The sequence below is a fragment of the uncultured Psychrosphaera sp. genome (genome assembly GCF_947500655.1).
Lineage (GTDB): Bacteria > Pseudomonadota > Gammaproteobacteria > Enterobacterales > Alteromonadaceae > Psychrosphaera.
In genome coordinates, this window is the sequence record NZ_CANMSK010000025.1 from 13,600 (window position 1) to 27,333 (window position 13,734).

The 13,734-nt window shown below is 38.2% G+C and carries 13 protein-coding genes; all 13 read right to left on the minus strand.

All coding sequences use genetic code 11. The annotated features are described in order from the left end of the window. Positions 1–6: 6 nt before the first annotated feature. A complete protein-coding gene (locus Q0940_RS16125; protein WP_299270828.1) occupies positions 7–972 on the minus strand; it encodes an OmpA family protein in 966 nt (321 codons plus the stop codon). A 13-nt stretch (positions 973–985) separates the two neighbouring features. Then, entirely contained in the window at positions 986–1,735 is a 750-nt protein-coding gene (locus tag Q0940_RS16130; RefSeq protein WP_299270830.1) for a flagellar motor protein, read from the minus strand. Continuing rightward, positions 1,728–2,876 (minus strand): chemotaxis response regulator protein-glutamate methylesterase, encoded by a 1,149-nt coding sequence (locus Q0940_RS16135; RefSeq protein ID WP_299270832.1) that lies wholly within the window; start codon positions 2,874–2,876, stop codon positions 1,728–1,730. The genes Q0940_RS16130 and Q0940_RS16135 overlap by 8 nt, the downstream gene beginning before the upstream one ends. A 9-nt stretch (positions 2,877–2,885) precedes the next feature. Then, positions 2,886–5,000 (minus strand): chemotaxis protein CheA, encoded by a 2,115-nt coding sequence (locus Q0940_RS16140; RefSeq protein ID WP_299270835.1) that lies wholly within the window; start codon positions 4,998–5,000, stop codon positions 2,886–2,888. Between the two features lie 17 nt (positions 5,001–5,017). After that, positions 5,018–5,779: a protein phosphatase CheZ gene (locus Q0940_RS16145; RefSeq protein ID WP_299270837.1), complete on the minus strand. Its 762-nt coding sequence runs from the start codon at positions 5,777–5,779 to the stop codon at positions 5,018–5,020. 19 nt (positions 5,780–5,798) lie between these two features. Beyond that, positions 5,799–6,182, minus strand: coding sequence for a chemotaxis response regulator CheY (cheY, locus tag Q0940_RS16150; protein ID WP_105052285.1), 384 nt, complete (start codon positions 6,180–6,182; stop codon positions 5,799–5,801). A gap of 64 nt (positions 6,183–6,246) precedes the next feature. Further along, positions 6,247–6,972 carry an RNA polymerase sigma factor FliA gene (locus Q0940_RS16155; RefSeq protein ID WP_299270840.1) on the minus strand — a complete coding sequence of 242 codons (726 nt, stop codon included), beginning with the start codon at positions 6,970–6,972 and terminating at the stop codon, positions 6,247–6,249. A 10-nt stretch (positions 6,973–6,982) separates the two neighbouring features. Further along, the gene (locus Q0940_RS16160; protein WP_299270841.1) at positions 6,983–7,837 is read right to left on the minus strand and encodes a MinD/ParA family protein; all 855 of its coding nucleotides are present in this window, start codon (positions 7,835–7,837) and stop codon (positions 6,983–6,985) included. Further along, complete coding sequence (flhF, locus tag Q0940_RS16165) at positions 7,830–9,320, minus strand: flagellar biosynthesis protein FlhF (RefSeq protein WP_299270842.1); 1,491 nt, start codon at positions 9,318–9,320, stop codon at positions 7,830–7,832. Before flhF ends, Q0940_RS16160 begins: the two co-directional genes overlap by 8 nt. A 26-nt stretch (positions 9,321–9,346) precedes the next feature. Next, positions 9,347–11,449 carry a flagellar biosynthesis protein FlhA gene (flhA, locus tag Q0940_RS16170; RefSeq protein ID WP_299270871.1) on the minus strand — a complete coding sequence of 701 codons (2,103 nt, stop codon included), beginning with the start codon at positions 11,447–11,449 and terminating at the stop codon, positions 9,347–9,349. An 83-nt stretch (positions 11,450–11,532) separates the two neighbouring features. Next, positions 11,533–12,663, minus strand: a complete 1,131-nt coding sequence (gene flhB, locus Q0940_RS16175) for a flagellar biosynthesis protein FlhB (RefSeq protein WP_299270844.1) — start codon at positions 12,661–12,663, stop codon at positions 11,533–11,535. 11 nt (positions 12,664–12,674) lie between these two features. Further along, complete coding sequence (gene fliR / locus Q0940_RS16180; RefSeq protein WP_299270846.1) at positions 12,675–13,448, minus strand: flagellar biosynthetic protein FliR; 774 nt, start codon at positions 13,446–13,448, stop codon at positions 12,675–12,677. Between the two features lie 15 nt (positions 13,449–13,463). Then, a complete protein-coding gene (fliQ, locus tag Q0940_RS16185; RefSeq protein ID WP_299270848.1) occupies positions 13,464–13,733 on the minus strand; it encodes a flagellar biosynthesis protein FliQ in 270 nt (89 codons plus the stop codon). Between the last annotated feature and the right edge of the window lies 1 nt (position 13,734).

A 13,734-nucleotide genomic window follows, 5' to 3' on the forward strand; every position in this document is an offset into this window, starting at 1 on the left:
ATTCACCTACTGGTTTTGGTTGTTTTCCAAGCGCTTCTGATCTTTTCGTGTTGTGATCCTTAAACCACCATGGGGTAATTTAATAACTTGGATCTCATCTTCGTCAGATGCCATTTCTGTTACTTTATTTGTTAATTCTTGTTGTAACTTAGCTTTGTGATCAGACAGTTCGTTAGACTCAAAGGCATATCGAGATAAAGCAATAACCACTCGTCTATTTTTGGCTCGCCCTTCTTGCGTTTCATTGCTAGCAATTGGGTTATTTGAACCATTAGCTTTAATACCTAATCTTTGCTGAGCAATACCGAATTTTTCTAATAAGTTAGTCACTGAGGCTGCGCGAGCAGCGGATAATTGCCAGTTTGATGAGAATATCTCATTATTTATTGCCAGGCTATCAGTGTAACCTCTTATTTCAATTAGATTATCTCCGGTAGAAAGTACTTTGGCAATCTGACTTAAAATAATGGAAGCTGCCGGACTCGCACTTGCACTCCCCGAAGGAAAAAGCATTCCTGAATTTAATTCAATCGTAAGCCAATCATCATCCAATTCAAATTTTGCCAAGCCATTTTCAGTGAGTTGTAACAATGCAGTTTGCATTTCATGTTTTAACCCTTCTAACGGCTTACCTATTTTTTTATCTAATGATTCAGTAATTGATAAATGTTCAGTGGTTAATTCAGGGCCTTTTTCTGGTAACAAATGATTACCATCGAGTAAATCGACTTGAGAGGTTTGATTCGTTAATAAACCTTCTCCTTTTGTGCCTTTTCCTTTATCACCACTAATATGAAACACTTTACCAAATGATTCAGATAGAATATTAAATGAGTCTTCTTTAACGATTGCTTTGGCATATAGCACAACAAACAAAGCAAACATTAACGTCATATAATCGGCATAAGAAACCATCCAGCGCGTTTGACTTGGATGTCTATTCAATTCACTAACTCGTCTTAATCGACTCATAAATTAACAGCTCTTATACAAACTCACGTTGATATGCGTCTAATTTTCTAGAGATATTCTGTGGATTTTCACCGTTAGCGGTACTCAAAATCCCTAAAATTATCATTTCACGGTACAATAATTCTTCATCTATATGTGCTTTTATTTTTTCACCAAATGGTATAAATATTAAATTTGCACTACCTACGCCATAAATAGTCGCAACAAATGCAGTCGCGATCCCTTGCCCTAAGGCTGTAGGATCATCAATGTTTGCCATCGCTTGAATTAAGCCTAAAACAGCGCCAATGATCCCTATAGTTGGACTATAACCACCAAGTGATTCATATACATTGGCAGCTCTATTTTTATGTTCACTTTCTAACTGAGCCTCTAATTCTAATGAATCCCTGAGGACATCATTATCAACGCCATCAATTAACATCATTAACGCTTTTTTTACAAAAGGGTCGTTTTCAATATGTACTTGATGCTCTAAAGCCAAAAAGCCTTTTTGACGAGCTATATCAGCCCATTTACAAAGCTTTAGTTTATACAGGTTAAAGTCATTTACGGGAGTTTTCCAAATCAAAGGAAATAAAATGATACTATGATAAAAATCAGCTTTTGGGGTTTGCAACATGACAGCACCTAAAGTACCACCAAATACAATGATAAATGCAGGCAGTTGAAATAACGCAGAAACACCGCCTCCTTCAACTGCATAACCACCGAATACCGCAGCTAAAGCGATAATTATTCCGGAGAATGCAAGTTTATCCATAATTTAACTCTTTTAAGATAGCCTGAGTCATTTCCTCTAGTGCAATATTTTCTTCTGAAATCCCTGCAATCGTTACCGCTTGTGGCATTCCATAAACAACACAACTTTGTTCATCCTGCGCCCAAATTTTAGCGCCACGTTGTTTTAACATTCTTGAGCCTTCACGTCCGTCGGCCCCCATACCTGTTAAAATAACACCCAACACATCGCCACCATATACTTTCGCAGCACTACCAAAAGACAAATCAACACTAGGCTTATATGTCATTCTTGCAGAGTCATCTTCAAGTATTTTTATTGTCGCGTTAGCTCCACGTCCTTCAATTAACATTTGTTTCCCACCAGGTGCCAAATAAGCAACCCCGGGCTTTAACACATCACGATGTTCAGCTTCTTTAACCGTAATTTTACATAATGAATTAAGTCTTAATGCAAATGCCGGAGTAAATGCTGCGGGCATATGCTGCACTAATATAATAGGTAATTTAAAGTTACTAGGAAAATCAGCCAATACTTTTTGTAATGCAACAGGTCCACCCGTTGACGTACCAATAGCCAATAATTTATAACTTTTCCCAGAGGACTTTCTTGCAACACTTGAGCGACTTACCGCTGAGCGATTTGTGTCACGACTTTCTGTAGGTTGAACACTTCTTGCTGATGACGTTCTAGATGTCGTAGGTACTGACTTAGTTGTAGTATCTATCGAGGGCTTTGGTACTGATGAGCGTCTCATCAAACCAGAACGTCGTCCTAACGCACAAACTCTATCCTGTAGAACTTTAGTGCCTTCTTTTTTATCTTTTGCTATGTCTTCAAACTTTTTAGGTAAAAAGTCTAATGCACCTGCTTCCAATGCATCTAATGTCGCTTTAGCTCCATCATGAGTTAACGATGAAAACATAATAATTGGCGTTGGACACTCATTCATTATATGGCGAACGGAAGTAATTCCATCCATAACAGGCATCTCTATGTCCATTGTAATGACATCAGGCCTTAATAATTTAGTTTTCTCTATTGCATCCTTTCCGTTAACTGCATCACCAACAACCTGTAAATCAGAGTGTGCGTTTAATATTTCTGCGACTCTGCGTCTAAAAAATGCAGAATCGTCTACTATCAATACTTTCATAACCATTGGATATTATTACTTAAGCCTTAAGTTAGAACGACTAGCGTAATGATTGAGTAAGTTTGGAACATCAAAAATCAACGCAATTCCACCATCAGATGTAATTGTTGCACCGGCCATACCTGGAGTACCCTGTAGCATGGCATCTAATGGTTTAATAACGACTTCTTCTTGTCCAATTAATGAATCAACGACAAAACCAACTTGTTGCGCACCGACTTGGATAACAACAACATGTCCTTCTGTACGATTTGACTCTGCTTTTGGATTTTTGATTAACCAATCCTCTAAGTAAAATAGAGGAATTGCTTTCTCTCTTACGGTGACAGTTTGTTGACCATCAATAATATTAGTTTTTGTTAAGTCTAAATGAATAATTTCATTAACCGTTGATAATGGTAAAGCAAAAACAAGCTCACCAACAACAACCATCAAGGTAGGTAAAATAGCTAACGTCAATGGCACTTTAATTTGTAATGTTGTACCTTTACCTAATTCAGACTGGATCTCGACAGAACCATTTAATTGAATAATTTTGGTTTTAACAACATCCATTCCCACACCTCGGCCAGATATTTCTGAAATCTCAGCCTTAGTCGAAAATCCTGGAGCAAAAATTAAGTTAAAGGCTTCTGAATCCGACAGTCTTGCCGCTGAATCAACGTCTAACACACCTTTATCAATTGCTATTTGTTTTAATTTTTCAGGGTCCATTCCTTTACCATCATCTTCAATGGTTAAAAGTATATGATCACCTTGTTGCGAAGCTGAAAGACGAACCATCCCCATTCTTGGCTTGCCAGCACTTTCACGTTCATCTGGCATTTCAATACCATGATCAACTGAGTTCCTAACTAAATGCACTAATGGATCAGCTAACGCTTCTACTAAATTTTTATCTAAGTCAGTTTCTTCACCAACTAACTCTAATGTTATTTCTTTATTTAGCGTTCGAGACAAGTCGCGCACAACTCGAGGAAAACGACCAAACACTTTTTTGATTGGTTGCATGCGGGTTTTCATTACCGCACCTTGTAAATCACCAGTAACAACATCTAAATTAGAAATTGCTTTGGTCATTTCTTCATCCGAACCTAAATTAACACCCAAACTTACTAAACGGTTACGAACAAGTACTAACTCGCCCACCATATTCATGATTTCATCTAAACGTTTAGTATCAACACGAACTGTAGTCTCAGCTTGAGGCACCGCCTTTTCTTTTGGTGGAGCCTTAGCTGGTGTTGGAGCCACAGGCTCCGCCTTTTTAGCTACAGGTGTAGCAACAGGAGCTGGTGTTTCAGGCTCTTTTTTAGCTGGTGTAGATTTTGGTTTTTCTGCTTTAGTAGGTGAAGAACCTTTGCCATGAAGCTCGTCTAATAAAGACTCAAATTCATCATCGCTAATTTCATCACCACCGAAATTTGGAGGTGGTCGTGAGGCAGGTTCCGATGGCTTATCTTCATCATCTCCTTTCCCTTCAACCTTAAAGGAGCCTTTACCATGAAGTTCATCTAATAATGCTTCAAAATCATCATCTGAAATATCATCACCTGAACCAAAGTCAGGTGTACCTGATGGTTTGGCTGGTGCCGCGCTTTCAGTTTTAGTTGGAGAGCCACCATGAAGTTCATCTAATAAAGCTTCAAATTCATCTTCTGAGATACCATCGATATCACCAGATGTTGGTACTGGAGTCGTTGCTGCGTCAGCTGTAGGAGCTGAAGCTTCATCTTCAGACTCTGGAGAACAATAACGATGAAGAGCATGGAGTAATTCAGGGTCGGCTGGGTCAGGATCTTCGCCAGCTTGAACTTGAGCAAACATCTCATTAACAGTATCGAGAGATTGTAAAATAACATCCATTAATTCAGCTGTTACTTTACGTTTACCAGTCCTTAAAATATCAAAGACGTTCTCGGCACCATGACAGGCATCGACCAAATTTGTTAACGCAAGAAATCCCGCTCCACCTTTTACGGTGTGGAAACCACGGAAAATTGAATTTAATAAATCAGCATTTTCTGGATCATTCTCCAGTTCAACTAACTCTTCAGATAATAATTCTAATATTTCTGCTGCTTCAATTAAGAAATCTTGTAATATCTCTTGATCAACATCCAAAGCCATGCGGCCGCTCCCTTAATCTAAAAGCCTAAACTTGACAACAAGTCGTCCACTTCATCTTGATTTGAAACCGCATCTTCACGATTCTCTGCATCTATGATTGGACCCTCAACACCATTGTTATCGACCGATTGGTCTTTCTCATGAGTATTATTTACATCATTCGAAACATTGGCATTAGGCTCACCAAAGACAGTAAGTAAATGTATTAAACTATCTTCTACATCTTTAACTAATTCTATAACTCTTTTTATAACTTGCCCGGTTAAATCTTGGAAATCTTGGGCCATCATTATTTCTGTCATATGAGTATGAATTTGTGCAGCGTCTTTACCAGCAACTTCCATAAAATCATTTATGCTATAACAAAGTGATTTAAACTCACCTAACTGAATTTCACGCTGCATGAGTTTATCCCACTCAGGTTTTAATTCGGCTAAGTTAGTATTAATTTTATCGGCTAAAGGTAAACTTGAATCCACAGCATCCATTGTTTTATTAGCTGCTTTTTCCGTCAAATCCATGACATAACTCAACCTTTCTTTTGCATCTGGTATATCATCAGTTGCAAGATTGGCTATTTTAGGATCTAGTTGAAAATTAGATAATGAATCATGTAATTGACGCGTTAACTTTCCGACTTCAGCAAATAATTCTTTCTTCTCAGGACTTGCTGCAGACATAAGAATTTCATTGGCAGATTGGTCATCACCAGATTCAAGCGCAATAACAAGCGCTTTAGCCTCTTCTAGACTGATCTGCGGAGTTGTCTCTTTCGACATATTTAACTCCTAAATAAGATTACTCTAGACGTTCGAAGATTTTTTCTAACTTGCCCTTAAGGGTAGCAGCTGTAAAAGGTTTTACAATGTAGCCATTAACACCAGCTTGAGCGGCCGCGACTATTTGTTCCTTTTTAGCTTCTGCAGTTACCATCATAACTGGCATATGCTTTAAGTTATCGTCTTTTCGAATTTCACGAAGTAGATCAATTCCCTGCATACCTGGCATATTCCAGTCAGTTACTACAAAATCAAAATGTCCATTTTGTAACATCGGCAATGCGGTACTGCCGTCGTCAGCTTCCTGTACATTGGTAAAACCAAGGTCACGAAGTAAGTTCTTAATGATTCTTCTCATTGTAGAAAAGTCATCAACAACTAGAATTTTCATGTTCTTATCCAAAGCATCCTCCAGTGAGGTAAATTAGTTATCTTAATTATTAATTAAAATTAGGAAGTTACAAGTTTTATAACCATTCTTTTAATCTTGAGCGTAACCTTACCATTGCTTGGCTGTGAATTTGACTAACTCTAGATTCACTTACACTCAAAACATTCCCAATTTCGCGTAAATTTAATTCATCATCATAGTACAATGATAGTATCAATGCTTCTCTTTCTGGCAAATTTTTAATTGCCGCTGAGATTGATTGTTTAAAAGAACTACTTTCAACACCTACATATGTATCGTCGGCTTCATAGTCTTCTTTAATTGAAATCACATCTTCGCTCACGCCCATATCATCTATACCGATAATTTTACCAGCGTTAGCTTCTTTTAACATTACATGATATTGAGCGAGAGAGATATCCAAAGATTCTGCAACTTCGGTATCTTTTACATCACGGCCTAAGTCAGCTTCCAATGTAGATATGCGATCTGCAATCATACGAGCATTACGATGAACTGAACGTGGAGTCCAGTCACCTTTACGTATATCGTCTAGCATTGATCCACGAATACGAATACCAGCATAAGTTTCAAAACTTGCACCTTTTGAACCATCAAAGTTTTTAGCGGCTTCTAATAAACCTATCATTCCGGCCTGAATTAGGTCATCGACCAATACACTATCAGGTAAACGTGCCGCCAAATGGTGAGCTATTCGCTTAACCAGTACGGAATGCTTTCCTAATAAATCAGAAATGTCGGTTTCTTTGGCCTCGTAGGCAGCTGCAACTTTACTGTTCAAATTGTACCTCTTAATTGACCAATTGCTCTAAAAAGAACTCTAAATTTCCCGATGCATGTGTAGGTACGGGCCAATGATCTATTTTAGTTGCTAACGTTTTAAATGCTATTGCTGACGGTGAACGAGGAAAAGCATCTACAATCGCTTTTTGGCGTCGTACAGCTTTTCGTAAGTTTTCATCAAATGGAATAATAGCAGTTAATTCTAAGTTCACATCTAAAAATCGATCTGTTACTAAAGTTAACTTTTTAAATAAATTCTGACCTTCTTTTAAAGTTCGTACCATATTGGCCACAACCTTAAATTTTGCAACCCCATGGTCACGATTCAGAATTTTAATAAGTGCATAAGCATCTGTAATAGATGTAGGTTCATCAGTCACTACGACTAATATTTCTTGTGAAGCGCGGGAAAAGGAAAGTACCATGTCAGAAATACCAGCTGCAGTATCCACTATGAATACATCAACAGGTGTTTTCATTTCACTAAATGCGCGTATTAAACCGGCATGCTGAGCTGGTGATAATTCCACCATATCAATAGAACCTGACGTAGCAGGTACTATTTTAACGCCTCCTGGTCCTTCAACCAAAATATCATCAAGTTCAGCTTCGCCTGAAAGGACATGAGACAAATTTTTGTCAACTCGTAATCCCAACATAACATCACAATTAGCTAAACCTAAGTCGGCATCTAATACTAATACACTTTTTCCAGTCTGAGCGATGGCAATGGCTGTATTAAGTGAAACACTTGTTTTACCAACACCACCTTTACCGCCGGTTACTGCTATTACTTTTGTTTTTTTCATTGAAGACATATATCTCAAGCCACTAGCCTGATCGGAACAGGTTTTATCAATCATACATGCCAACAGCTCTTGGCACTACCTTATTATGTTTCTTTCTAACTTTTTGTTTTAATTCAAAGAGTTGATTAGCTTTTTGCACGATTTTTTCACTATTTGCAACTCTTATATCTTCAGGAACACGCTGACCGTTTGTTAAATAACCGATTGGTAATCGGTTATGAATCGCAACACTCATCAACTCACCTAAGCTAAGAGACTCATCAATTTTAGTAAAAATACAACCTGACAAAGGGATCGTTTTAAAGTGCTGAACACTCTCTTGTAAAACACTCATTTGAGAAGTTGCTGAAAGTACTAAGTAATTTTTAATATTAACTCGCGACTTAGTCAACAAATGATTTAACTTTTCTGTTAATTTTAAATCACGTTGGCTCATGCCTGCGGTATCAATTAAGATCAATTTCTTGTTACGTAATTGATAAATAGCATCTGATAATTCGTCTGTATTCTTAGCTTGTTTTAAAGGACAACCTAAGATTTTCGCATAGGTAGCCAATTGCTCCAAAGCACCGATTCTAAAGCTATCCGTCGAAATAAGACCCACTTTATCAGCACCATGAATTTGTGCATATCGTGCAGCTAACTTTGCAATCGTTGTGGTTTTACCAACACCTGTAGGTCCTACAAGTGAATAAACGCCACCGCGGGTAATTATTTCATTTGTCGTTGTATCTAACTGCTCAGTTAATAAGCTCAACATATGTTGCCAAGCATCACGTTGTACTAAATCATCAGATAAAAAGTGTGTTAAATGCTCTGACACCTTTTTTGATAAACCCATATCTTTTAATTTAGAGATCAACATCGCTTTTAATGGTGACTTTCTTTCAACATCTTGCCACATTAACTCTGAAACTTGATGTTCTAATAACTCTTTAATTGAGTTCATTTCAGACTTAAGTGAGGTTAATTCGGTGTTAAAATCTGCTTTTACTACGTTAGTACGTAAGTCTTGATGTAATCCACTAGCTTGATGTTCATCACTTAAGTCGGACTCATCTAATGGCGCGCTCAATGACGGTTGTTGATGCGGCTCATTTGTTTCTTCTACTGTCGTTCTTGCTTTTGATAACCATTGTTCAAATTCTGATTCAGCCTGTTGAGATAACACTTGTGTTGCTCGTTCAGATTTTTGACGATTACTTAGATCTAACTTAGTTGACGGTACAGTTTTTGTCTCAGTCGGTGACGCTTGTCTATTTAACAATTCAGAAAGTGACGACGCAATTCGTTTTTCGCCATCAGTCTCGTCAATTACTCCACTATATGCAGAGATAGCTTGAGTTGGTTGATGAGCTATTTTTTTTGCGGTTTGTTTTGCTGAATCATTAATTGAATCATTATCAACAGCAGCCACAATCTCAATACCTGAAGCCGTTTTTTTGTTAGACATGATCACAGCATCGGGCCCTAACTCTTCTTTAACTTGGTTAAGAGCGGTTCTCATATCTTTTGCATAATAACGTTTAATTTTCACTTTCTATCTCCGTCAAGAATCTGGCATTAGCCAACTGAACTGACTATTTTAATTTGTTTCTCTTCTGGTATTTCTTGATAAGACAAGATAACCATGCCTGGAATGCTGTGTTTAATGAATCGAGATAACACGCTTCTTAGCATTCCGGACGTAAGTAAAATTGATGGTTCACCCGATAACTCTTGTGTTTTGTGAGCATCAGTTAAAGATTTCTGTAAGCGTTCTGCTAAACCAGGTTCGATACCAGCACCATCATTTCCCGCTGACTGCATTGACTGTTGCAACATCTGTTCCAATTCAGGAACCAAAGTAATGACGGGTATTTCAGTCGAAGACCCCGTAGCATCTTGTACAATAAAACGACGAAGAGCTATTCGGCAAGCAGCGGTTAATACATCGGAATCTTGGCTCTTAGGTGCATATTCAACTAATGTTTGTAAGATTGAACGCATGTCTCTAACTGGCACACCTTCGTTTAATAAATTTTGTAATACTTTGGTCACTACAGAGAGTGACAACATCTCAGGAACTAGGCCATCAACCAATTTAGGGTAATTTTTACCTATCATATCTAATAGATTTTGAGTTTCTTCATGCCCCATTAATTGCGCAGCATTGTTAGTTAATAGCTGGCTAATATGTGTCGCTACAACAGTCGCAGCATCTACAACGGTATAGCCTAATGATTGTGCTTTATCTCTGGCAGTTGACTCAATCCATACAGATTCTAAACCGAATGCAGGGTCAATTGTTTCAACGCCATCAACTTTACCGAACACTTGGCCTGGGTTAATCGCTAAGTCGCGGTCATGTCTAATTTCAGCTTCACCTATGGTGACGCCCATTAACGTTATGCGGTAGTAGTTTGGATCTAAATCTAAATTATCGCGTATATGTACCGCAGGTATTAAGAAGCCAAACTCTTGACTGAGCTTACGTCTAACCCCCTTCACACGAGAAAGTAATTCGCCACCTTGGCTTTTATCAACCAGAGGAATTAAACGATAACCAACTTCTAAGCCTATAGTGTCTACATGAGAAACATCATCCCAACTCACATCTTTATTTTCTGATGCGTCACTTGGATCAACCTCAGCTTCTTCTTTAGCGTCTTTTTCTTTTTTAATGGCCAGATCTTTTGTTGCCTTAGCCGTTAAGTAACCACCGCCTAGTAATAAACATGCAAATATTAAGAAGGTTAAATGTGGCATACCAGGTACAATGCCCATGGTGAATAACACGCCACCTGCAACGTATAACACTTTTTCAACACCAAGTTGCGTATGAAACTGCGTGCCCATCTCTTCATCAGTATTTTGTCGTGTAACAACAATCGCAGTACCGATTGAAAGCAATAAGCCTGGTATTTGAGCAACAAGGCCGTCACCAATTGTTAATATAGTGTAAATCTCAACGGCTTCGCCAAATTGCAAATCATGTTGGATCATACCGATGAATAAGCCACCGATAATATTAATAAATAGAATGATAATACCGGCAACGGCATCACCTTTTACAAATTTGGAAGCACCATCCATTGAGCCATAAAAGTCAGCTTCTTTACCTATCTCTTCACGACGAGCTTTAGCTTGCTCTGGAGTTAAGAAACCTGCATTCAAATCCGCATCAATCGCCATTTGTTTACCCGGCATAGCGTCCAAGGTAAAACGCGCGGTTACTTCTGATATACGACCTGCACCTTTGGTAACAACCATAAAGTTAATAATAACTAGAATTGCAAATACCACTAAACCAACCGCGTAGTTACCACCGATAACAACAGAGCCAAAGGCTTCAATTACTTGACCGGCTGCAGCACCACCATTATGACCTTCTAATAACACAACACGAGTACTGGCAACGTTAAGCGCAAGTCTTAAAACTGTGGCTATTAATAGAACGGATGGAAAAGCACCAAAATCGAGGGGTTTTAAGGTGTATACAGTTACTAAAAGTATAACCAGAGCAAGTGCGATATTAAATGAGAATAGTATGTCGAGCATTATCGCTGGCAAAGGTAAAATAACCATTGCCAAGGCTGCCAAAATAAACAAAGGCGCACCTAAACCATTGAGATGTCTAAGGTTATCTTTTTTAAATACTTGATTGAATTTTCCGGTTAATTCCATTCCAACTACCATTTAACTTACTTATTAGTAGGTAGTTCAGCAAAGATCAGGCCAAATTATTGGTCAAGGAATTGACTCGTTTTTTAATGTCTTAATTCAGGAGGAATTGGTAGGTTTCGTGATAAGTCTTTTGGTTTACTTCCTTTGCCTTTGTTATACAGGTCAAGCTGATAAACATAGGCTAAGACTTGTGCTACAGCGACAAATAACTGTTCAGGGATCTCTTGATTTAAATCAGTGGTGTAATAAATAGAGCGTGTTAATAGCGGGGTAATTATAATTGGGACATCTTTCTCTTTCGCTATTTTTCTAATTTGCATTGCCATTAAATCAGAGCCTTTAGCTACAACATAAGGAGACATAGATTTAGTGACATCATATTTAATAGCAACCGAGTAATGAGTCGGATTGGTAACGACTACATCCGCATCAGGTACATTCTTCATCATTCGCCGTTGAGATATTTCGTGTTGAACTTGTCTAATTCGTCCTTTTATTTCTGGATTACCTTCCGTTGTTTTGTATTCATCTTTAACTTCTTGTTTACTCATCTTTAATTGTTTGCTGTGATTCCAGATTTGAAATGGCACATCAATTATCGCAATAACAATAGTAGAACAGCATAGTCCCATAAAAACCCAGGCGAGTAATAATGTTGCTTCTTGAGTGTTACCTGGTAAATCTTGAACACTTAAATACAAAATATCTCTAATATAAATTTTAATCAGCATAATAGCGACAAACGCTACTACAATTACTTTTAAAATAGATTTAACTAACTCGACTATTGCTTGGCTGCCAAACATCCTTTTAAAACCTTTCGCTGGCGACATTTTATTTAGCTTAGGCGCCATAGCCTGCGCACTAAAATTAATACCGCCTAATAAACTATTTGCTACAAACGCAGCTAATAAAATAAATGCAAAAATTGCAAACATTGGCATTGAGACCGCAGATAAAGATTCCCCCATGGCTTTAAACATTTTAGTTGGGTCAAATATATCATCACGGTCCAGTGAAAATTTAGACCTCATTTCGTCCATCAAGGCGACAGCAAGTCCACCTCCAAACATAAGTAATGAGGCAGCAGAAGCAACTAGAACACCAGTAGTGCCTAGTTCTTTAGAACGAGCTATTTGACCTTTTTTGCGGGCGTCTTCTTGACGCTTGGCCGTGGGGTCTTCTGTTTTTTCTGCGTCGCTACCTTCAGCCATCTAATGCTCCGTTAACAACCAATTATTTTACACATCATTTCGAGTGAGGTTTGCCAGTTATTTTCAAAATGAAATACAAAACTTTCCATTGTGATCCACATTACAATTAAACCTGACATCATAGTAAATGGAAAACCAATTGAGAATATATTCAATTGCGGCGCAGCACGCGTCATTATTCCAAAACTTAAATTAATAACTAACATAGCAACAAGAGGAGATATAGATAAAATTAGCGCTGCTGCAAACATCCAGCCACCAAAGGCAGCTAAATCATAAAAGCTACCTGTAGCAATCCACTCATCGGTTATTGGTAATATAGTAAAGCTATGTATTATCAACTGTATCATCGCGATATGGCCATCTATCGACCAAAATAATAACGTTGATAAGACTAAAAAGAATTGGCCTACGGCTGGAACACTCATGCCATTGGCAGGGTCAACCATAGAAGCAAAACCTAAACCTGACTGCATAGCAATAGCCTGACCTGCGATAACAAAAACTTGTAAAAAAATAACAGAAACAAAGCCGACGGCACTGCCTATCATTATTTGTTGAGTAACGCGGATCACCATTTCAAATGAGAATAAATTGGTAAATGGGGATGGAGGTAACATAGGCATTACCATAATAGTGATGGCAACGGCATAAGCCGTTTTTATAGGAACTGGTATCGTTCTAGCACCAAGCCCAACCATAACCATCAGCATGGCAGAGATTCGGGTGAAAGGCAGTAATAGGTCAGCCTGATATTGCATAAGCTGTTGCAGCAATACATCCATTATCCGTGGCCTTTGTTAACCAATTACCGAAGGAATTCGTTGGATCAATTCGATAGTGAAATCCATGATCATTCCCGTGATCCAGTGTCCTGCAAACATAACCGCTAACAAGGTTACGATAAGACGAGGTAGAAAGCTTAATGTTTGTTCATTTATTGATGTTGCCGCTTGGAATACAGCGACAATTAATCCCACAATTAAGCTTGGAACTACAATAGCAGCCACCAGAATAATAATGAGCCATAATGCATCACGTAATATATCAACGAACATCTCAGGACTCATA

Excerpts from the sequence above, each read along its gene's own strand:
- Q0940_RS16125 (WP_299270828.1), bottom strand. The coding sequence starts at position 972 with ATGAGTCGATTAAGACGAGTTAGTGAATTGAATAGACATCCAAGTCAA.
- Q0940_RS16130 (WP_299270830.1), bottom strand. The coding sequence starts at position 1,735 with ATGGATAAACTTGCATTCTCCGGAATAATTATCGCTTTAGCTGCGGTA.
- Q0940_RS16135 (WP_299270832.1), bottom strand. The coding sequence starts at position 2,876 with ATGGTTATGAAAGTATTGATAGTAGACGATTCTGCATTTTTTAGACGC.
- Q0940_RS16140 (WP_299270835.1), bottom strand. The coding sequence starts at position 5,000 with ATGGCTTTGGATGTTGATCAAGAGATATTACAAGATTTCTTAATTGAA.
- Q0940_RS16145 (WP_299270837.1), bottom strand. The coding sequence starts at position 5,779 with ATGTCGAAAGAGACAACTCCGCAGATCAGTCTAGAAGAGGCTAAAGCG.
- Q0940_RS16160 (WP_299270841.1), bottom strand. The coding sequence starts at position 7,837 with ATGATTGATAAAACCTGTTCCGATCAGGCTAGTGGCTTGAGATATATG.
- flhA (WP_299270871.1), bottom strand. The coding sequence starts at position 11,449 with ATGGAATTAACCGGAAAATTCAATCAAGTATTTAAAAAAGATAACCTT.
- flhB (WP_299270844.1), bottom strand. The coding sequence starts at position 12,663 with ATGGCTGAAGGTAGCGACGCAGAAAAAACAGAAGACCCCACGGCCAAG.
- fliR (WP_299270846.1), bottom strand. The coding sequence starts at position 13,448 with ATGGATGTATTGCTGCAACAGCTTATGCAATATCAGGCTGACCTATTA.
- fliQ (WP_299270848.1), bottom strand. The coding sequence starts at position 13,733 with ATGAGTCCTGAGATGTTCGTTGATATATTACGTGATGCATTATGGCTC.